This is a genomic window from Sulfitobacter sp. GN1-4 (genome assembly GCF_055693825.1).
The window spans coordinates 1,153,671-1,172,257 of record NZ_JBVFUQ010000003.1 but is presented as its reverse complement, the minus strand read 5'-3'; the positions used below and the strand labels follow the sequence as shown (position 1 = coordinate 1,172,257).

At 59.3% G+C, this 18,587-nt stretch carries 18 protein-coding genes and 2 pseudogenes; 6 read left to right on the top strand and 14 right to left on the bottom strand.

What is annotated here, in order from left to right; all coding sequences use genetic code 11:
* Positions 1-8: 8 nt before the first annotated feature.
* The 4 genes and pseudogenes from ureC to ACZ1HM_RS06230 all read right to left on the bottom strand — a co-directional run bounded on the left by ureC (position 9) and on the right by ACZ1HM_RS06230 (position 3,192).
* Positions 9-1,718, bottom strand: a pseudogene (gene ureC, locus ACZ1HM_RS06245) (urease subunit alpha).
* Positions 1,718-2,023 (bottom strand): urease subunit beta, encoded by a 306-nt coding sequence (locus tag ACZ1HM_RS06240; RefSeq protein WP_472742006.1) that lies wholly within the window; start codon positions 2,021-2,023, stop codon positions 1,718-1,720. The pseudogene ureC and the gene ACZ1HM_RS06240 overlap by 1 nt, the downstream one beginning before the upstream one ends.
* Before the next feature lie 9 nt (positions 2,024-2,032).
* Positions 2,033-2,334: pseudogene (locus tag ACZ1HM_RS06235) on the bottom strand (urease subunit gamma).
* A 3-nt stretch (positions 2,335-2,337) separates the two neighbouring features.
* On the bottom strand, positions 2,338-3,192 hold the full coding sequence (locus ACZ1HM_RS06230; protein WP_472742005.1) for an urease accessory protein UreD: 855 nt from the start codon (positions 3,190-3,192) through the stop codon (positions 2,338-2,340).
* A 558-nt stretch (positions 3,193-3,750) separates the two neighbouring features.
* Between ACZ1HM_RS06230 and ACZ1HM_RS06225 the strand changes: the two genes are divergently transcribed.
* Positions 3,751-4,548: a hypothetical protein gene (locus ACZ1HM_RS06225; protein ID WP_472742004.1), complete on the top strand. Its 798-nt coding sequence runs from the start codon at positions 3,751-3,753 to the stop codon at positions 4,546-4,548.
* A gap of 93 nt (positions 4,549-4,641) precedes the next feature.
* On the opposite strand, the gene ACZ1HM_RS06220 is transcribed toward ACZ1HM_RS06225, so the two are convergent.
* From ACZ1HM_RS06220 to ACZ1HM_RS06205, 4 genes are all read right to left on the bottom strand, one after another.
* Positions 4,642-4,992 (bottom strand): RidA family protein, encoded by a 351-nt coding sequence (locus tag ACZ1HM_RS06220; RefSeq protein ID WP_472742003.1) that lies wholly within the window; start codon positions 4,990-4,992, stop codon positions 4,642-4,644.
* A gap of 48 nt (positions 4,993-5,040) precedes the next feature.
* The gene (locus ACZ1HM_RS06215) at positions 5,041-5,790 is read right to left on the bottom strand and encodes an SDR family NAD(P)-dependent oxidoreductase (protein WP_472742002.1); all 750 of its coding nucleotides are present in this window, start codon (positions 5,788-5,790) and stop codon (positions 5,041-5,043) included.
* Between the two features lie 4 nt (positions 5,791-5,794).
* Complete coding sequence (locus ACZ1HM_RS06210; RefSeq protein WP_472742001.1) at positions 5,795-6,088, bottom strand: hypothetical protein; 294 nt, start codon at positions 6,086-6,088, stop codon at positions 5,795-5,797.
* A gap of 110 nt (positions 6,089-6,198) precedes the next feature.
* Positions 6,199-6,573 (bottom strand): hydantoinase B/oxoprolinase family protein, encoded by a 375-nt coding sequence (locus ACZ1HM_RS06205; RefSeq protein WP_472742000.1) that lies wholly within the window; start codon positions 6,571-6,573, stop codon positions 6,199-6,201.
* Positions 6,574-6,784: 211 nt separating this feature from the next.
* On the opposite strand from ACZ1HM_RS06205, the gene ACZ1HM_RS06200 reads away from it, so the two are divergent.
* From ACZ1HM_RS06200 to ACZ1HM_RS06190, 3 genes are all read left to right on the top strand, one after another.
* A complete protein-coding gene (locus ACZ1HM_RS06200; RefSeq protein ID WP_472741999.1) occupies positions 6,785-7,189 on the top strand; it encodes a rhodanese-like domain-containing protein in 405 nt (134 codons plus the stop codon).
* Between the two features lie 166 nt (positions 7,190-7,355).
* Positions 7,356-8,243, top strand: coding sequence for an MBL fold metallo-hydrolase (locus ACZ1HM_RS06195; RefSeq protein ID WP_472741998.1), 888 nt, complete (start codon positions 7,356-7,358; stop codon positions 8,241-8,243).
* A gap of 96 nt (positions 8,244-8,339) precedes the next feature.
* A complete protein-coding gene (locus tag ACZ1HM_RS06190) occupies positions 8,340-8,996 on the top strand; it encodes a GntR family transcriptional regulator (RefSeq protein ID WP_472741997.1) in 657 nt (218 codons plus the stop codon).
* Here the strand turns inward: ACZ1HM_RS06190 and ACZ1HM_RS06185 are convergent.
* Complete coding sequence (locus tag ACZ1HM_RS06185) at positions 8,985-9,677, bottom strand: type 1 glutamine amidotransferase (RefSeq protein WP_472741996.1); 693 nt, start codon at positions 9,675-9,677, stop codon at positions 8,985-8,987. The two genes, ACZ1HM_RS06190 and ACZ1HM_RS06185, sit on opposite strands and share 12 nt — an antisense overlap.
* A 99-nt stretch (positions 9,678-9,776) precedes the next feature.
* Here ACZ1HM_RS06185 and ACZ1HM_RS06180 point away from each other — a divergent pair, with 99 nt between their 5' ends.
* Both ACZ1HM_RS06180 and ACZ1HM_RS06175 read left to right on the top strand, forming a co-directional pair.
* Positions 9,777-11,036, top strand: coding sequence for a cytochrome P450 (locus ACZ1HM_RS06180; protein ID WP_472741995.1), 1,260 nt, complete (start codon positions 9,777-9,779; stop codon positions 11,034-11,036).
* A 29-nt stretch (positions 11,037-11,065) separates the two neighbouring features.
* Positions 11,066-12,355, top strand: a complete 1,290-nt coding sequence (locus ACZ1HM_RS06175; protein WP_472741994.1) for a type I glutamate--ammonia ligase — start codon at positions 11,066-11,068, stop codon at positions 12,353-12,355.
* A 90-nt stretch (positions 12,356-12,445) separates the two neighbouring features.
* On the opposite strand, the gene ACZ1HM_RS06170 is transcribed toward ACZ1HM_RS06175, so the two are convergent.
* From ACZ1HM_RS06170 to ACZ1HM_RS06150, 5 genes are read right to left on the bottom strand one after another with little or no spacing between them, the layout of a single operon-like run.
* A complete protein-coding gene (locus ACZ1HM_RS06170; RefSeq protein WP_472741993.1) occupies positions 12,446-13,000 on the bottom strand; it encodes a pyridoxamine 5'-phosphate oxidase in 555 nt (184 codons plus the stop codon).
* A complete protein-coding gene (locus tag ACZ1HM_RS06165; protein WP_472741992.1) occupies positions 12,993-14,033 on the bottom strand; it encodes a lipocalin-like domain-containing protein in 1,041 nt (346 codons plus the stop codon). The genes ACZ1HM_RS06170 and ACZ1HM_RS06165 overlap by 8 nt, the downstream gene beginning before the upstream one ends.
* Entirely contained in the window at positions 14,023-16,401 is a 2,379-nt protein-coding gene (locus ACZ1HM_RS06160; protein WP_472741991.1) for an FtsX-like permease family protein, read from the bottom strand. The genes ACZ1HM_RS06165 and ACZ1HM_RS06160 overlap by 11 nt, the downstream gene beginning before the upstream one ends.
* The gene (locus tag ACZ1HM_RS06155; protein ID WP_472741990.1) at positions 16,398-17,069 is read right to left on the bottom strand and encodes an ABC transporter ATP-binding protein; all 672 of its coding nucleotides are present in this window, start codon (positions 17,067-17,069) and stop codon (positions 16,398-16,400) included. The genes ACZ1HM_RS06160 and ACZ1HM_RS06155 overlap by 4 nt, the downstream gene beginning before the upstream one ends.
* The gene (locus tag ACZ1HM_RS06150) at positions 17,066-18,397 is read right to left on the bottom strand and encodes an ABC1 kinase family protein (RefSeq protein WP_472741989.1); all 1,332 of its coding nucleotides are present in this window, start codon (positions 18,395-18,397) and stop codon (positions 17,066-17,068) included. The genes ACZ1HM_RS06155 and ACZ1HM_RS06150 overlap by 4 nt, the downstream gene beginning before the upstream one ends.
* Between the last annotated feature and the right edge of the window lie 190 nt (positions 18,398-18,587).

Below are 18,587 nucleotides of genomic sequence, written 5' to 3'. Positions count from 1 at the left end.
TGGATCCCTCAGAACATGAAATAACGCTGGGCCATCGGCAGCACCTCAGCGGGCTGGCAGGTCAGCAATTCCCCATCGGCGCGCACCTCATAGGTTTCGGGGTGCACCTCAATTTCGGGTGTGGCGGCGTTCATCACCATATCGGCCTTTGAAATGGCCCGTGTCTTTTTCACCGCGACCGTCTCTTTCATCAGGCCCAGCGTATCGCCCAGCCCTGCGTCTTTGGCTGCGGTTGAGATAAAGGAGACGGATGTCTTTGTCAGCGCAGACCCGTAAGCGCCAAACATAGGCCGGGTATAGACCGGCTGCGGCGTCGGGATTGATGCGTTCGGATCGCCCATCTGTGCCACAACGATGGAGCCGCCCATCAGCACCATTTCCGGCTTTACTCCGAAAAAAGCAGGCGACCACAGGCAAAGATCGGCACGTTTGCCCGGCGTGATGTCACCGATGACATGGCTGACCCCCTGCGCGATGGCAGGGTTGATGGTGTATTTAGCGATGTAGCGGCGCACACGGATGTTGTCGTTATCCCCGGTTTCCTCTGGCAGTGCGCCACGCTGTTTCTTCATCTTGTCGGCCGTCTGCCAGGTGCGGATCACCACCTCACCCACGCGGCCCATTGCCTGACTGTCAGAAGCGATGATCGAAAACGCGCCCATGTCATGCAGGATGTCTTCGGCGGCAATCGTTTCCCGGCGGATGCGGCTTTCGGCAAAGGCCACGTCTTCGGGGATGGATTTATCCAGATGGTGGCAAACCATCAGCATATCCAAATGCTCTTCCAGCGTGTTGACGGTGAAAGGCCGTGTCGGGTTGGTGGAGCTGGGCAGCACATTGGCGTCACCGCAGATCTTAATGATATCCGGCGCGTGCCCACCGCCTGCCCCTTCGGTGTGAAAGGCGTGGATCGTCCGCCCTTTCATGGCCCCCACGGTATGCTCCACAAAGCCGCTTTCGTTCAGCGTGTCGGTGTGGATCATCACCTGGACGTCCATGTCATCGGCCACGCTGAGGCAGCAATCAATTGCGGCTGGTGTGGTGCCCCAATCCTCATGCAGTTTCAACGCGCAAGCACCGCCCTTGACCATCTCAACCAATGCCTCTGGCTGGCTGGCGTTGCCTTTGCCCGACAGGCCGATGTTCATCGGAATGCCGTCAAAGCTTTGTAGCATCCGCCCAATATGCCAAGGCCCCGGCGTGCAGGTTGTGGCCAAGGTGCCATGGGCCGGGCCGGTGCCGCCGCCAAAACAGGTGGTCACGCCGGAATGCAGCGAGATCCTCCATTTGTTGTGGGCAGATAAAGTGGATGTGGCTGTCCATGCCGCCTGCGGTTAGGATCTTACCTTCGCCCGCGATGACTTCGGTGCCGGGGCCGATGATGATATCAACGCCCGGCTGCGTATCAGGATTACCCGCCTTACCGATGGCGTGGATCAGCCCGTCTTTCAAAGCCACATCCGCTTTGAAGATCCCCGAATGATCCACAATCAGCGCATTGGTGATCACCGTATCCACAGCCCCCCCGCACGCGTGACCTGAGACTGCCCCATCCCGTCGCGAATGACCTTGCCACCGCCGAACTTTACCTCTTCACCGTAGGTCGTCAGATCACGTTCTACTTCGATGATCAGATCCGTATCGGCCAACCGGACGCGGTCACCAGTTGTTGGGCCATACATGGCGGCATACTGCGGGCGTGAGATTTCGCGGGCCATCAGAGGTCTCCCATCACTTGCTGGTTGAACCCAAAGATCCGGCGTGCGCCGCTTATCGGGATCAGATCAACCTCGCGTTTTTGTCCAGGTTCAAACCGCACAGCCGTTCCCGCGGCGATATCAAGCCGCATCCCGCGTGCCGCAGCGCGGTCAAACTCAAGCGCTGGGTTGGTTTCGGCAAAATGGTAATGGCTGCCCACTTGCACAGGCCGGTCGCCGGTATTGGCAACCATCAGCGTCGTGGCGGGCATGCCCTCGTTCAGGGTAAGGGTGCCATCAGCGCACATGATTTCTCCGGGGATCATCGCTGTCTCCTATCTGATTGGGTTGTGCACAGTGACAAGCTTGGTGCCGTCGGGAAACGTCGCCTCAACCTGCACCTCATGGATCATCTCAGCGATGCCTTCCATGCATTGATCACGGGTCACCACCGGCCCCCTGCCTCCATCATGTCGGCAACGGAGCGTCCATCACGCGCCCCTTCCACGACGAAATCGGTGATCAACGCGATGGCCTCGGGGTGGTTGAGCTTTACGCCACGGGCCAGCCGCTTGCGCGCGACCTCGGCTGCCATTGCGATCAGCAATTTGTCTTTTTCACGCGGGGTGAGTTGCATGTGTCAAAGCCTCCATGACGTAGGGAGCGTGTTGTTGGTAAGATGATCCAGCACCGGGATAAGATGGCGGCGCAGCTGGAAGCTGTCAGCGGCAAGCTGGCGCATTACCAGCACATCTGGGGCGATCAAACTGGCCCCCGCTGTCTGGGGCAGTTTGGCACGGATGAGGGGCAGCAACGCCTCAGCCTGGGGGTGTACAAACACCAGGCTGGCCATTGCACCAGCGCCGCCGCCAAGTGCGGCGCGTTTCAGTTGCGCATCAATGTCACCGCTCAGCGCCAGACCGTCGCGATAGATCGGCTGGCCTGCGCGGGTGATACTAATGCGGTCCTGAAACGTGGCGGTGTTTACCCGCTCTCCCATGGCAGTTCGGCCAAAGACAACAGGTTCCACCATCAACAAGGTTGCGTCCGGTGCCAGATCAATCGACAGGCTGCGCCGAAGGGCCGCGTGGTCAAAGAGGATCAGCTCTTGGGGCAACCAGTGCAGCCGTCCGCCCGCCTGCACAGCAAGGGTTGTGTCCACCTGCCCCACCTCACCGGGCTGCGCGCGGTAGGCGCGCTCAGCCGCTTGGGTTGTGACAGTCAACTGCGCATCTGCGCCAACTGTGGCCGAAAAACTAAGCCGGTCCCCGCCCGTGATGCCACCAGCCGTATTGACCAGGATCGCTTCGCAATCCTTGCGGTGGACGGTGGGCAGAACCACTTTCATGCATCCCGCTTGGCGGAGTGTCTCAAGCTGAGTGCGCCCTTGCGCCCCCGCTTTGACCGCAATAACCCCCTCGCCCCGCGCGCGCGGCTGACGCTCCCCGGAGGGGGGCAAATCAATGGCCGATAGCTGGTTGATGGCAGTCTCCAACGGCTGAGTCTCAGGTCACGTCATATCAGCCGGAATGTTTGACAATGTCAGGTACGATCTCTGCTCAGATTGAAATAACGTTGCAATTCCGGGCAAAGATGACTTTTTTGCCTGAAATTTCAGCACACTTTTGGACGTGACCAACGGGCTGTTGGCGGCGGGCCAAGACTTCCCCCGCTTGCTGAAGCCCGGCAGCTGTCATGAGCGTTGTCATAAAAAGGGACCTGTGCCATAGTTTTGCTATTGGATGACTGATTATTTCAACGCTGGGTGCGCTTAAGGGCAATTTGATGCCCGGTATGCGGCCCGACCAAAGCGCCGAAAGGCACCAAAGAGCTTATGCCGAAACTGGCTTCGCACAGACATTGCCCCCCGCGTCCGCTGCATTTTTGGCGGCCTGGTTGCGGTGAGGCGTTTCTGATCACCAACCAGAGGACCTAACACCCCGGCTGGTGCCCGCAGGACCGCCTGCATTTTCGCATCAGCCAACATTCAGACGCACCACCGCGTGCACGACATTTAAGCAAGACCACATCGCAAGATGTTTAGGAGGATATCATGGCCAAGAAACCATCTGCTGCTGAGCTTAAAACGCAGGGCGACGAGCTCGCCAAACAATTTGCCGAAGTCCGCAAGGCACAGCATTTCTTTTCCCTTCAGATCGGCAAAGAGGGGCTGATCCTAAAGACGTCAAAGCGCAAGCCTGCAGAAACCCTGTGGCGCATGGGCAAGAAAGAAGGCGGCAGCAACAAAGGGGCCAAGGGGATCGCCACGATGAGTGGCAAGCTGTTGGAGCTGCAGTGTGATGATTTGGGCTCCGTGCCCTCCACCCTGCCAAAGCTGGCCAAAGCCTATTTCGCGGAGCGGAACCAACCGGCACGCATTTCTTTGGTTGAGATGCAGGGCGAGCCTGAAGGCGAGGCGGCTGAGGGTGAAGACGCCGATGAGAATGATGAGGCCGCAACAGCCTCCGGCGGCGGCGGCGAGGAAGGACAAGAGGGCGGTGCAGGCGCTGAGGATCTGCAGACCAGCCTGCAGAACGAATACGATGCGCTCAAGCCCAAGATTGAGGCCTGCGGTGCCTCCGCGAACAAGGGTTTCGCCAAGAAGGTCGCCGGGCTGAACGGTATGTTTGAAAGCCAGATCAGCGACAACCCCAAGAAAGCGCGTGCAGTGCTGGGGCTGCTGCAAAGCACGATCCAGGCCGGGATTGACGCTGGTGATCTGGATGAAAACGCCGGTGAAGGCGGGGCGACTGCCGGGGGTGCTGATCCAGCACAGGCCGCAGCACGTCAGGCCAAACTGGCAGATCTGGAAAAGGGCGTGGATGAGCTGTTGGCCCAGTTCGCAGCCTAAGTTTTTGGGCGGCGCGATGTGCGCCGCCTTTATCGTCTTTTGAGTACCACCCAGCGCTGCCCCTAAATCAAGGGATCAGCGCTATGGGACCCCTTAAGTGCTGGGTTTCTCTGCAGCGGTGATGATGATCTCAACCTTGAGCACATCCCGCGCCAGCTTTGCTTCGCCACAAGCGCGCGCAGGTGCATGGCCTTTGGGCACCCAGGCGTCCCAAACCGCGTTCATCTCAGCAAAATCGGCCATGTCCGCCAGCCAGATGACGGCTTGCAAAATATGCGCCCGGTCTGTTCCCGCCTCGGCCAGTAATGCATCCACGCGGGCCAGGCACTCCTCAGTTTGCGCCGCGACACCGTCGCCGTCACCGACCTGACCACTGAGGTAAATGGTGCCATTGTGTTTAACGATTTTGCTCATCCGGTCGGAAGTCTGCAGGCGTTCGATCATGTGTGCTCCTAGGTAGGGCTTGGGGGTCAGGGTCCGCCAGACGTGTGGTCAGACGGTATAGTTCAGGCCAAGTCGGCCGCCGTCGACATAGATGGTTTCACCAGTGATGTAACTAGCCTTTTTGGAGCACAGAAATGCCACAACATCCCCGATCTCACGCGCATCTCCAGGCCGGCCCAACGGGGTGCGGGACATCGCTGTCTTAAAAGCCTCGGGGTTGGCATTCACGCCCGCCATCATCTCAGTATCGATGGAGCCTGGACCCACCGCGTTGACGCGGATGTTGTTCTTGGCCAAAGCCAAAGACGCCACTTTCGTCAGCTGCATCACCCCACCTTTGGACGCGCAATAGGCCGGGATGGCCGGGATGGCGAGCTGCGCGTTGATGGAGGACATGTTCACGATGGCCCCCGCGATATTGCTTTCAACCATCATACGTCCGGCAAGTTGCGTGGCCACAAAGACCCCGCGCAGGTTGATGTTGATCACCCGCTCAAAATCCTCAACCGTGTAACTCAGAAAATCCCCCGGCATCGCCACGCCTGCGTTGTTGACCAAGGCGCTTAGCGGCCCGTGGTCTGACGCGATTTGCAGGAACATCGCTTCAATCTGGCCGATGTCGCCCATGTCACAGGTGATGGCCGCCAAGGCCCCGATCTTTTCGCCCGCTGCGGCCACGCCTTCTGCGTTGACATCGGCCAGGATCACGTCAAAGCCTTCGGCCATCAGCGCCTCAGCTGAGGCCAATCCGATGCCTTGCGCGCCGCCTGTGATCAGTGCGATGGGTTTGTCTGTCATTTTGCTATCCTTCAAATCCGTAGTCTTCTTTTGCGTGCTGGGCTGTGATCAGCCTCGCACTCAGATCGTTCTCAACCGCATCGCGGTCCCTGTCTTTTGCCGCGCCATACCCGCCGACGCCGGGCAAGCTTAGCTTGAGCTGTTGACCGTTCTTGACCAACTGGCATCCTTTGCAGCGCAGTTTGATGCCATCGGCCCACTCTACCCGGCCCGGAGCACCTGAGGCACCCCCATCGGGGCGGCAGGCAGCATGATCTACCCGGTCAAGCAGGGCATTAAAATAGAAATCATATCCCACATGCGGTTCAATTTCGATGGTTTAGCCTAGCGCCCCCCGCTCCGCCTGAGCCTTCGCGCAGGTCCTTACGCCAGACCGTTATGGCCCGCCATGCTCCGTTGCCTCAACGCTCATGGTGGAAACACCAGACGGGAAGGCGGTGGTCGACAGGCACTCATAGGTAGGCCGCGCGCCGGTGCCGCCTGGATGCAGCTCTCGGGGGCGGTGATCTCAAACGGATCGCGCGATCCGGTGTTGTTTGGCACCTCAGGGGCGATGGCGCATTTGAGACCGTAACAGGCATACGCCCGCGTATAGACCTCAGGAAAGTTCACGCCAAAGCCGCTCATCCCGGATGTGCCGTCAAAATCCGCGCGCAACCAATCCCCGCGGATGTCCAGGCGCACGGCCATATGCACGGGCGCTTCGTGGCCATCCACCTGCGCGATGGCCCCGCTGCCCGCGCCAGTCTTAACCATCTCCACCACAGGTGTTGAAACAGTCATGCCCGAGCCCTTTTTGAACCGGTAGGTTCTGACAACCTCAAAGCTGTTTGCGGTCTTGTGTGCGCTGCCTTCAATCAAACAGATCTTTGACGTGTTGCCGCCACTTGGGGGCAGGGCCAGAAGCGCAGGTGCCACGGCGGAGGTTGCACCGCCCCCTTTTGCACGTCAATGTTTGCCGTGAGACTTCTACCACCAACCAGGAATGAATGAGATGGCCCAGTTGAAAAAGTCCTCTGCCCAGATGGTTGCAGACGCCCGCGCTCGGATCGAAGAAATTGAAACGCCAGATCTGATTGCGATGCTGGATGACCCTGAGCTAGTCGTCGTGGACATCCGCGATATTCGGGAGCGCGAGCGGAGCGGGTTTATCCCGGGCAGCTTTCATGCGCCGCGCGGCATGATTGAATTCTGGGTCGACCCGGACAGCCCCTATTTCAAAGATGTCTTCGGCCAAGAGGGCAAAAAATACGTCTTTCACTGCGCCTCTGGCTGGCGGTCGGCCATCACCACAGCGACGTTGCAGGACATGGGGTTTGCCGCCGCTCATTTGAAAGAAGGGTTTTCAACCTGGGAAAAACAGGGCGGGCCCGTTGAATTTGCCAAGCCAAAATCCTGACCCGGCCCAGGCCGTGCCGCGCGGGGAGCGCAGTGCCGCAAGGCGATGCTGTCGCATGCCACAGTGCTGAAAATTGTGTTAAACTTCGGTGTGCGCGCGCCAGCAGGACCAAAGACAAACGAAGGTAACGCGGCCCGACGCGCAAGACAGCAAAGGGAGAATGACCATGCAGCCAACACCACCCCTTGAGTTGGATAAAAAGCCGGACGTGAAGGCCTTCTTTGATCCGCAGTCCAACACCATCAGCTATGTGGTAAAAGATCCCGACAGCGCGGCCTGTGCGGTGATTGATGCGGTCATGGAATTTGATTTTGCGGCGGGGCGGCTCAGCTACGACAGCGCGGATGCGATCATCGCCTATATCAAAGAGCAAGGTCTGCAGTTGGAGTGGATCATCGAAAGCCACGTGCACGCCGATCACCTGTCAGGCGCGCCCTATATCCAGCAAGAGCTTGGTGGCAAGATCGGGATAGGTGAGCATATCCTGACGGTCCAAGACACTTTCGGTAAGATCTTTAATGAAGGCACTGAGTTTGCGCGCGATGGGTCACAGTTTGACCAGCTCTTTTCTGACAATGACACCTACCGGGTGGGCAGCATGACCTGCACCGCCTTGCATACACCGGGGCATACGCCTGCGTGCATGGTGCACATCATGGGGGACGCAGCCTTTGCCGGGGACACGTTGTTCATGCCCGACGGCGGCTCTGCGCGGGCGGATTTCCCCGGCGGCGATGCAGCTGAGCTTTATGACAGCATCTCGCGTGTGCTTGCCCTGCCACCTGAGTTGCGCCTGTTTGTTTGCCATGACTACGGCCCCGGCGGCCGCGCGATTGCCTGGGAAACAACCGTGGGTGAACAACGCGCGGCAAACATTCACGTGGGCGGCGGCACGTCTAAAGAAGCCTTTGTTAAGATGCGTGAAACACGGGATGCACAGCTTGCCGTGCCCAAGCTGATCATCCCTTCGCTTCAAGTGAACATGCGCGCCGGTGAGGTCCCCACGGATGAGGCCGGGGACATGGCGCTTAAGATCCCGGTGAACAAGCTGTGATTGCCTGACCAGTCGAGGGCTATTGATCGCTTCTCAACTGCGATAAGCTGCGGGCGCACCTGCCTGAGCAGGGCCAACGACGAACGAAAGAATATCATGGCAAAGCCTCGTCAAACCGCTGGCGTGATCCAGGAAATCATGACGCGTATCGAAGACGGCACGTTGATGCCGGGCGATCATCTGGATGAAAAGGACTTGATTGAGGCCTGTTCTGTGTCCCGTACGCCCGTGCGCGAGGCGCTTATTCAGCTAGAGGCCGACGGTCTGGCTGTGCGCCACCCCCGCAAAGGGGTCAGCCTTTTTCGTCCCGACACCGATCAGTTTCTGGCCATTCTCGAAGTGCACGCCAATCTCGAAGCCCATGCCGCAGAACTGGCAGCCGAGCGGATTTCATCTGCGCAAACGGATAACCTGAAGGCCTGCACCAAAGCCTGCACAGACTTTGCCTCGCGGCAGGCGCCTGAGCAGCACCAGGCCTATTACAACCTCAACCGCCTTTATCATGCGGCAATCGCAGAGGCTGCCGCGAACTCCTATCTGACTGAGATGATCAAGCTGAACGCGCGCAAGCTTATGGCGCATTACCGGCTGCGCTACCGTATGCCGGGAGCGATTGAGGGGTCCGCACAAGAGCACAGGAACATCACCACGCGCATTCTGGACCGCGACGGGCCGGGTGCGCGGGCGGCTATGCTGGCGCACTTCAACTATGAACGTGAAACCGTGATGCACATGATTGCATCAGTCCGCTAAAGCCGTCTCAAAAAAGCGCGCAATGGATTCTGAGAACGCAAGCTGATCAGGCACCTTTGTTAAAGACGCCTGCGCACGGGTGGCAACATCCTCGGGCAGTTTGTCCGCATATTCGGCCATAAGGGCCTGCATGAACGCCGGTGTCATCTCGGGGTGGTTCTGCGTGGTATAGACGCTCTGAGCAATCACAAAGCCCGCGTGGTCACAATGCGGAGCGGTAAAGATCTGCCGCGCACCGGGCGGCAGCTGTGTGACATGATCAATATGGGCGGCATATTGGGTCAAGAACGGGCTGCCGACATACCATGGGATGTCACCTGATACAGTCATTTCGACGACACCAAATGCCCAGCCCTTTGGATTTTTCTCAACCCTGCCCCCCAGGGCGGCTGCGATGGCTTGATGGCCGAAACAGGCACCAAAAAGGGGAACGCCAGCCGCATGGGCTGTGCTAATCTGGCTCAATAGCTCGGCTATCCACGGGGCATCGTCCAACATCGACGCCGGGCTGCCGGTGATCATAACACCGTCAAACGCGGTGATATCATCGGGGAACACCCCATCTTTGACGGCATAGCTGGTGGTGCGCCAGTCAGGCCTTACCGCATTGATCATGCGCTGAAATTTCTCACCATCCTTGGGGTGATTTTGCGCAAAATCACTCTCGTCCGTGTTCGTCATTAACGTGGCAAGATGCATGCGCGATCCGGTCTGGCTCAAGAAAGTTGTATACTTATAATTCTCATAAATATACATTGCAAGGAGAGATGGGAGACCACAATGACCGTATGGACACCGCAGGATGATGGCTTTGCTGATCTCAGCAGCCATGACACATTCGTTTCCGGCGCGCCGCACAATACCTTCAAACGGCTCAGAGACACCGACCCGCTGCATTGGACGGATTGGTCGGGCGGCAAAGGGTTTTGGTCTATCACCCGCCATGCCGACATCTTGGAGTTGAACCGCAACACGGCAGTATTTTCCTCTGAGCACGGTATCCGGATGGAGGATCAAAGCCCCGAGGAGGTGATTGCCCGGCGCACGTTTCAGGAGATTGACCCGCCTGAGCATATGAAGACACGCATCAAGCTGGCCAAAGCGTTTTCAAAAAACGTGATCGAAGAGTTCAACCAAGACATTCGTCAACTGTGCGAAGAAATCCTGGAAGAGGTGCTGCAAGAAGGCTCGTTTGATGCCACCCGCCGCATCGCCAGGGTTTTGCCCATGCGTATGCTGGGCCGCATCCTTGGCACGCCAGACGAGGACCTGCCTTGGCTGGTGGAAAAGGGCGATGCGTTGATTGCGAATACGGATCCTGATTTCACAGACCACGTGCTTGATAAAATGGACACTGATGAGTTTCGGATGATGCCGTTCAACTCTCCTGCGGGCGCGGAACTTTACAGCTATGCCAAAGATCTGATGGCGCAAAAGCAGCGCAGCGGCGACACCGGGGGGATCTTGCATATGATCCTGCAACCGGGTCCTGATGGTGAAACGATATCAGAAACGGAGTTTCGAAACTTCTTTTGTTTGCTGGTCGCTGCGGGCAATGACACCACCCGATATTCCATCGCGGGTGGCATTCAGGCGATGTGCCACCAACCCGAATTGCTGGGCCAAATGCAAGAAGGCGGCGACATCTGGGAAACCGCCCCAGATGAGATCATCCGCTGGGCCACCCCTGCGATTTATTTCAGGCGCACGGCGATGTCTGATTTTGAGATGCACGGCAAAACCATAAAAGCGGGTGACAAGGTGCTTTACTGGTTTGCATCCGCCAACCGGGACGAAAGCGTTTTTGCTGATCCCTTCAAGGTGAACCTCTTCCGCACCCCCAACAAACATCTCTCCTTTGGTCATGGCGGTCCGCATCTATGCCTTGGCATGTGGCTGGCCCGGCTTGAGGTGCGGGTGCTGTTTCAGGAGTTGGCCAAGCGGATCAGCCACATCGAAGCCACTGGCCCGCACCAGTTTTTGCGGTCAAATTTCGTGGGCGGCATAAAATCTCTGCCCGTGCGCGTCACACTGCGCTAAGCCTAAAGAGCCATTAAAGGGAGGACACTATGGCCGAACGACTAAGAGCGATGTTTTGCGATCATCTGAGCATCATGCGCGGCAAATATTTGCCCGCCAGCAAAATTGGTGATGCTGAAACGCGGTTCTGCCAGTCCACCTTTGGGGTGCATTATGACAAGGACCTGCTGCCCTCCCCTGGATCTTTGATGCTGGAAGGGCTGCCCGACATGGAACTGCGCTGGAAAGCGGATGACATCCGTCCGGGCTGGGAGCCTAACAGCAAGGTCGTTCTGGGCGATCTTTATGATGCGGCCGGCGATCCCTTAGGCACCTGCCCGCGCGGCGCACTGAAACGGGCGATTGCCGCATGGCAGGCCCGCGGGCTGACGCCGAAGGTCGGGATTGAGCTTGAGGCCTTTGCCCTCGTGCAGAACGACGACGGCCAGCTTGTCCCCTATGAAAGCCCCGGCGCGGTCGTCTATGGCACCGGCCCCTTCACTGACCCCATGGGCTTTAACGATCAGATTTGGGAGATGGCAGAACAGCTTGGGTTCAAGCTGGATATGATCACGGCTGAATATGACGCGCCACAGTTCGAATATACGCTGACCTTTGATGATGCGCTCAAGGCCGTGGACGACATTGTGCTGTTCCGGCTGATGGCCCGCGAAGTGGCTTACCGTGCAGGGGTGATCCTGACCTTTATGCCCAAACCCCTGCCCGAGGCAGGCGGGAATGGCATGCACATCAACTTCTCCTTTGTCGATGAGGCCGGGAAAAACGCCATTGCGGGGGACGGTGGCGGCGGACCTGAGCATTTGAATGCCCTGGCCAAAGGCTGCATCTCAGGATTGCTCGCGCACCACAAAGGGTTGGCCGGGCTGATTGCACCAAGTGGGACATCCTACCAGCGTCTGCAGCCGGCATCACTGTCGGGGTATTGGCAGAACTGGGGCGGGGACCACCGCAATGTCACCACACGCGTCAGCCTCGAAGGCGGTGCAAAGGCCAGATTGGAGCACCGCATGGCGGATGCATCTGCCAACCCCTACACCGCTGTTGCAGCCGTGTTGCAAGCCGCGTTGATGGGTCAGGACCACGACGGAGACTTGCCCGCCATGGAAACCGGCGATGGGTTTGAGGCGCAGGACGCGACCGAAGGCACAGCTGCGGATTTGGCAGGGGCGGTTGCGGACCTTGAGGCGGACGCCGCGCTGTGTGAGGCGGTTGGCGATTTGCTGACGCAAAACCACATCTTCATGAAACAGCAAGAGGTGGAAAAGACCGCGGCGCTCGATGACGCTCAGATGCGCAGTTTCTATGCGTATTTCCTGTAAGCCCAGCGGCAGGTTGATGGCAAAATACTGAGACCTCAGCGCCTCAGTTTCCTGCCATTTGGCTGGCATGCCACTTGTCGGCTTCACTCACTAAGGGGCGAGCCAACTGCCTGTCCAGCCATCGCTGGCGGCATATCCCGCGCGGCGGTGCGGCTCGCCCAGATGCACCAGATCAATGTGAGTGACAGAGCAACGCAAAACCGCAAAGCGCTCTTTGGCGGGCGGCTTTTCATAGGCAAAGGCATCACCAATCGGCACCCCAGGGTCTGGCGATGTGCCGTAGGATACGCGTGAGGCGGGCGGCACCTGATCCCATGCCTCAGCCACATCCTCACCTGACAGGATATCTACTCGGGTGGTCAGGCGTATCTGGATCTTTGGCTTGGGCAACCACACCATCAACGCCGCAGCGGGGGCGGCCCTAAGCGCCACGACCTTTGGTGTGACGATGTCTGTGTGCACTTCCACGACGGCATCTGATTGGCGCGCAAGGCGCAAGGCAACGGTTCGCACCTCGGGCACGCCAGCCGGTGATACGGTTGCAAATGCGGGATAGCGCGCGGGCGAACGACTGTCAGCAGCGCCGCGGCGCAGATGTTGCCAGCCCTCATCCAGAAACGCCTTGAGGTCGTTGGGGTCACTCATATCCCGTCATCTCCAAATATCCGACACCTTGGTGTGATCCGCTGATCTGCACCGGACCTTCCCAATAAGGAATGCTGAGCGGCATCCAAGCGGATGGGTTCAGCGCCTTTATGTTTGCGTCCACGTCCCGATCCGGCAATCGCACCCGCCAGGATGTTGGCACGTCACGCCCCTCCACTGTGCTTTGCGCCAAAGGCTCGGCAGAGAACGCCCCATCGGGGTAAGCGGTCGTCTCCCCATCCGGGGCAATCCAGGTCGCGGCGCTGTAGCTGCTTCCATCTTTTTGGCGAAGCTGAAAACCCATCAGCTTTTCACCTTCCTCAAAGGACAGCGAAAACCAATCCCATCCGGACTGGGTGTCCGACAAGGGTTGTGATGACCATTCGCGGTCGAGCCACCCCTGCCCAGTCACCTCGATAGGCCCCTCCGGCAGGTTCAGTGTGCCAGTCATGCGGTAGAAGGGCTGCGAATAGTAATAGCTCGCCTGCCCCTCAGCGGATTTAACCGAAAACCCCTCAGCCCCGTGAAACACCAGCGGGCCTTGCGCCTGCAAGGCCATGTCATAGGCAAAATCAGGCCCCTGCGCGTGTAACGACAGCGTATCAAAATCCGGTCCTTGCAAGGCCCACTCATCAATCCATGCGCGAAACGGGTCTGCCTTGACCCCTGCCAGCCCCACACTGCCACGGGCAAATCTTTCTGTTGCAAAATGCGCCTTGGGTGTGGTGATGGCCGCATGGGCAAACCAAACCTGAGGTGAGCGCCAGCCTGGCGTCTCCTCCGGGGCCAAAGCGGAGCGGAAGAGCGTCCATTGCAAACCGTAGGGCGTGCCGTCCTCAGACTGCAGGTTGGCCGTCAGATACCACCATTCAATCCGGTAATCCGGATGCGGCCCGTGATCGGCGGGAAAATCAAACTGCGGCGCGGGGTGAGGGACGGAAAACCCCTCGGCATCCGTTCCCAACCCGGCAAAGCCCTGAGCGATTGCGGCAAAGGGCCAACACAGGGCAAAAATCAACGCTCTAACGTTCATTGGCAAACACCTTGAGCAGCGCTGACGGCGGCGTGCGCATCAGCCGGATCGATGGCCAAGCCGCTGCCAGCCCCGCCGCCAGCAGTGCGGCCAAGCCCAGCTGGGCATAGTCCCAGGGAAATAGGAACATCGGCAACTGCCAGCCGAAGGCCTCAACATTGATGATGCCCAGCAGCACCCAGGCCAATACGAGGCCAACCGGCAAGGCGACGATGAAAACAACCGCTGCAAATACCACCGCGCGTAGCAATTCCAACTGGCCAATCCGCCGCCGTGTCAGCCCCAAAGCCCAGACAGGGGCAAGCTGCGGGACGCGCAAATCCGTCAGGGTCAGCAAAGACATCAGCATCGCAAAGCCAGCAACCGCCAGTGTGAGGACATTCAGCGCGGCGGTGACCGTGAAGGTGCGGTCAAAAACCTGCAAAGAGAAGGCTTTGACTGTGGCCTGATTGGTAATTGCGTTTTCCGGCAGTGCCAGTTCCGTCATCAGTCTGGCCCGCAGGATATCAGGCTCAGATGTGCGCAGACCAAAGCGCAGCGGTGTCACATCCGCAAACAGCGTTCGGAACAGCGGCTCTGCAATCACGACCTGCCCTAAGGGGTTGCCATAATCAGCGACCACGCCAACAACCGGCAACACGCGGCCCGGCGCGATTGTTACATCCTCACCCAAAGCCAGGCCCGCGCGTCTGGCCAATTGCTCATTCAGCACGGCACCCTGACCTGCGGCCACATCATCCCAAGCGTTTGGTGTGGCGGCAAGAAGCACCCAGTCTTCTTTGTACGTGGGCCCAACGCGAACGCCGTAGATGCGTGATTGATGCCCGGCGACGTTGGCCTCCACATTCATCAAGGGCAGCACAGGCACCGCAGCTGCTGACATCGCGGCCTCCAAGGCCCGCGCCTGCGCTGGCGTTTCTGTTTCGACGTAAAGCTCCGGTGCCAACCGTTGATCCAGAAAGGACACGAAAGTGAGCCGAAAGCTGGACACCATGGTGGCCACGCCGATGTTGGCAGAGATCGCCAGCAACAGTGCCATCAATGCCAAACTCAGCCCCGGCAATTGCTGGCGCGTATCAGCCCAGAACCACTGTGTGACGGACCGCTGGGACGCACCCTCTGCCATACTCAGAAGTGGCCTTATGACCACCGGCAACAGCAAAGCAGCCCCCAGCAGAAAGCTGCCCAACACCGCAAAACCCGCTGCAAGCCCACTGCCTGTCAGCGCCAGGATACCGGCACAAAGAAGTAAGCCCAGGGCGACACCGCCTTGCACCAGCTGGCCCCTGCCCTGCGCCATGGCCCAAGCGCGTGGTCGCGCGCTGCTCAGCAGGGGCATCCGTGCGATTTGCCAAAGCCGCCCGCTGGCTGCGGCCAGGGCACCGATCACGGCCATGGCCAGCCCCGACAGGCCCCAAGAGGCCCGGAAATCCAGCGCGCCCGATACGTCCGCGCCGTAAAGGCTGCGCAGGGTGATGGCCACATCCGGCAATAGTGCTGAGGCAATAACAAACCCCAGAACCACACCCAGTGCAGACCCAATGGTGGCCAGCACCAACACCTCAAACCCCATCAGCACCACCAGCCGGCGCAACGGCACGCCCAGCGCGCGCAGGGTTCGCACCATGGCGCGGCGTTGTTCAAAGGCCAGGCCAATGGTGCTGTAGACAATGAAAAGACCCACTGCAAAGCTGAGCAACCCAAAGGCGGTCAGGTTCAGGTGAAAGCTGTCGGTCAGCTCACCAAGATCGGCGGTTTGGTTTGCCTGTTGCACCCGCAGGTTGGGGGCCACGCTTTCAACGGAAGGCTGCGACAAGGGCTGTTGCGGCAGGACCATAAGCCGCGACAGATCGCTGCGCTGTAGCAGCCGCTGAACCACGCCGATATCCCCCACCGCAATGCCAGGCGCGACGGCGGGATCGATGCGCACCTCAACCTCAGTACCAAGGCGGGCGGCGGTTTCGGCATTTGCGAAAAGGATGCCGGGATTCAGAAAGGCCCCAATATCGCTGATCTCACCAGCCTGCCCCACGCCAAAGCCTGAGGGGGCGGAAAACGGCTCCATGCCCAAAAGACGAATGTCGTTATAGCGCCCCTCAATCACCGGAGAGACCTGCCATCCGGCCAAACGCAACGCGACAAAATCAGATTGCGCAACCCCGTCGCCTGACCGGCTAACGATCATGTCAAACTGCCCTTCGCCAAGGGTGGCCGCCGCCGCATCGTAACTTGCGCGGGCTTCTGCGTTGATCGCTTGCACGCCTGACCAAAGCGCCGTGGCCAAGGCAAGCCCGGCCAGAAACGCAAAAAGCTGCAGCGGGTTGCGCCGCCAATGCGACAGCAGCGCAGCAAAGCAGGCGCGCGTCATGTCAGATGCCCACCGCTCAGACGCAGCTGTCGGTCCATACGGGCGGCAATCGCGGGTGAGTGGGTGACCAGCAGCAAGCTGGCGTTGGTCTGCGCCACCAGGCCAAGCAGCTGGTCCAGCACCTCTGCCGCGGTAGCCTCATCCAAGTTGCCTGTGGGCTCGTCAGCCAACAGCAGCTTTGGGCGCGCGGCGATTGCGCGGGCGATTGCGACGCGCTGTTGTTGCCCGCCTGACAGGCTTTCAGGGTATTTGTGCAACTGCGCCTCTAACCCCAGTTTAGCCGCAAGCATCGCAATTTGCTTAGGGTCTTGCCGCCCCGCAAGCCGGGCCTGAAAGGCGATGTTGTCTGCAACCTTTAGTGAAGGGATCAGGTTGAATTGTTGAAATATGACAGCCGTTTCGCGACAGCGCAATTCGGCACGCCCCGCCTCTGACAGGGCAGAGACGTCTTGGCCTGCGACCGCAACCCGCCCGCTATCGGCCAGCTCTAACCCGCCAGCGATGTGCAAAAGCGTGCTTTTACCGCTGCCGGATTCTCCGGTCAGCGCGAGTGTCTCCCCTGCGCTAAGACGCAGATCAACGCCGCGCAGAACGGGCACCGGACCATCGGCCCCAGGGAACGACATCGCGACATTGTTCAGGTCCAAGACGGGTTGGGAAGTGTTCATTTTACGCCCACATATGTCGCCACCAGCTGCTGCACTGGTATGCGGGCTTTTAGGCGGGTCGCAAGCAGGAACATGCCCGCTACCTTGCGTTGCACATAAAGCAAATCCATTGGCACAGGTGGCGGCACAAACCCATCTGCGGCCAAGGCCTCTCCGGCGCGTTGCAACCGGGATGACAGGGTGGAGGCAGACAGATCAAGGTCAGGATGCGCCAGGATTTCTTCGAAGACCAATTGCACCATGCTGAGGATGCGTGCGCGGAACCGAGCTTCGACGTCGAAGGGGACCAGCCCCAAGGCATGGAGAAGTTCTGAAACGGCATCCCACTGCCGCGCCATGCCAGCCTGGATCAAGGCACGCAGCCCCTTTGCCAGCGCATCGGGGATCGCGCGCGTGGCCCCGAAATCAAGCAGGACAATCCGGTTGCTCGGAGCGTTATAGCGGTAGTTGGCAAAGTTGGGATCGGTCTGCATGATGCCGAATGAAAAGACCTCTTGCAGCATCAACGCGCAGAGCTTGTGCATCACGCTGTCGCGGCTGTCTTGCGGCGCGCCCGCCAGGCTTTCGATACTGTCTGAGGGCACAAAGCTCATCGCCAACACTTTTTGCGTGCACAACGCCTCATGCACTTCCGGCAGCTCAAAATCCACGTTGCCAGACAAAAGGCCACGGAAGGCTTGCAGATGTGCGGCTTCGGCGTGGTAATCCGCCTCTTCTTTCAGCTGCGCGCGCGCCTCATCCAAATATGGGCCAAGCTCAAACCCATCGGGCAGCAGGCCGGAAAGACGGATCAACCTGCCGATGTTGTTCACATCACTGTCGATGCTGCGGGCGATCCCAGGATATTGGACCTTGATCGCCAAATCAGTGCCATCCGGCAATTGCGCGCGGTGCACCTGACCGATAGAGGCCGCCGCCATCGGGCGGACGTCGAATTTAGCAAACCGTTTGTACCACCCAGGCCCCCAGGCCTGATCCAGCACATCGCGCAACTGCTTGGGCGGCATGAAATCAGCATCCGCACGCAAGCGCGCCAAAATATCGGCAAGCTCGGGCGGCAAGACATCGCCGCCATCCATAGACACAAGCTGGCCGATTTTCATGGCCGCGCCACGCATCCGTGCCAGTTCATCCGCAATGCGACGCATGTTTGCCGGGGTCATCAGCAACGCCCGTGATCCGGGCCGTTTGCCGGTGGCATACTGGCGCAATCCGTCCACCGCCATCCGCCCTGCGACGCCAACCGCCATGCTCCCCATCCGCCCAAACCGGATGGCGGCCCCTTCGGGTACGGCACGGGCGCGCGCGGTGGAGGAATGATCAGTCATGGGCGGGCCCCTTTCTGGTCAGGAACCTAAGGGGCTATGGGGCAAAATCAATTCAAAGACACCCACCTGGCCTGCGGCAAGCCCGCGCGCCCTGAGTGCTGAAGAGACGGCGTAAATGTCTAATGATCAGGCAGATAGATCGCGTAAACCCGGCGTTTCACCGCGAATGCGCCCCAACAGACGCTCAATC

What these genes read in the sequence shown, in the direction of transcription:
- ACZ1HM_RS06240 (WP_472742006.1), bottom strand. Translation starts at nt 2,023, where the DNA reads ATGATCCCCGGAGAAATCATGTGCGCTGATGGCACCCTTACCCTGAAC.
- ACZ1HM_RS06225 (WP_472742004.1), top strand. Translation starts at nt 3,751, where the DNA reads ATGGCCAAGAAACCATCTGCTGCTGAGCTTAAAACGCAGGGCGACGAG.
- ACZ1HM_RS06220 (WP_472742003.1), bottom strand. Translation starts at nt 4,992, where the DNA reads ATGATCGAACGCCTGCAGACTTCCGACCGGATGAGCAAAATCGTTAAA.
- ACZ1HM_RS06215 (WP_472742002.1), bottom strand. Translation starts at nt 5,790, where the DNA reads ATGACAGACAAACCCATCGCACTGATCACAGGCGGCGCGCAAGGCATC.
- ACZ1HM_RS06205 (WP_472742000.1), bottom strand. Translation starts at nt 6,573, where the DNA reads ATGACTGTTTCAACACCTGTGGTGGAGATGGTTAAGACTGGCGCGGGC.
- ACZ1HM_RS06200 (WP_472741999.1), top strand. Translation starts at nt 6,785, where the DNA reads ATGGCCCAGTTGAAAAAGTCCTCTGCCCAGATGGTTGCAGACGCCCGC.
- ACZ1HM_RS06195 (WP_472741998.1), top strand. Translation starts at nt 7,356, where the DNA reads ATGCAGCCAACACCACCCCTTGAGTTGGATAAAAAGCCGGACGTGAAG.
- ACZ1HM_RS06190 (WP_472741997.1), top strand. Translation starts at nt 8,340, where the DNA reads ATGGCAAAGCCTCGTCAAACCGCTGGCGTGATCCAGGAAATCATGACG.
- ACZ1HM_RS06185 (WP_472741996.1), bottom strand. Translation starts at nt 9,677, where the DNA reads ATGACGAACACGGACGAGAGTGATTTTGCGCAAAATCACCCCAAGGAT.
- ACZ1HM_RS06180 (WP_472741995.1), top strand. Translation starts at nt 9,777, where the DNA reads ATGACCGTATGGACACCGCAGGATGATGGCTTTGCTGATCTCAGCAGC.
- ACZ1HM_RS06175 (WP_472741994.1), top strand. Translation starts at nt 11,066, where the DNA reads ATGGCCGAACGACTAAGAGCGATGTTTTGCGATCATCTGAGCATCATG.
- ACZ1HM_RS06170 (WP_472741993.1), bottom strand. Translation starts at nt 13,000, where the DNA reads ATGAGTGACCCCAACGACCTCAAGGCGTTTCTGGATGAGGGCTGGCAA.
- ACZ1HM_RS06165 (WP_472741992.1), bottom strand. Translation starts at nt 14,033, where the DNA reads ATGAACGTTAGAGCGTTGATTTTTGCCCTGTGTTGGCCCTTTGCCGCA.
- ACZ1HM_RS06160 (WP_472741991.1), bottom strand. Translation starts at nt 16,401, where the DNA reads ATGACGCGCGCCTGCTTTGCTGCGCTGCTGTCGCATTGGCGGCGCAAC.
- ACZ1HM_RS06155 (WP_472741990.1), bottom strand. Translation starts at nt 17,069, where the DNA reads ATGAACACTTCCCAACCCGTCTTGGACCTGAACAATGTCGCGATGTCG.
- ACZ1HM_RS06150 (WP_472741989.1), bottom strand. Translation starts at nt 18,397, where the DNA reads ATGACTGATCATTCCTCCACCGCGCGCGCCCGTGCCGTACCCGAAGGG.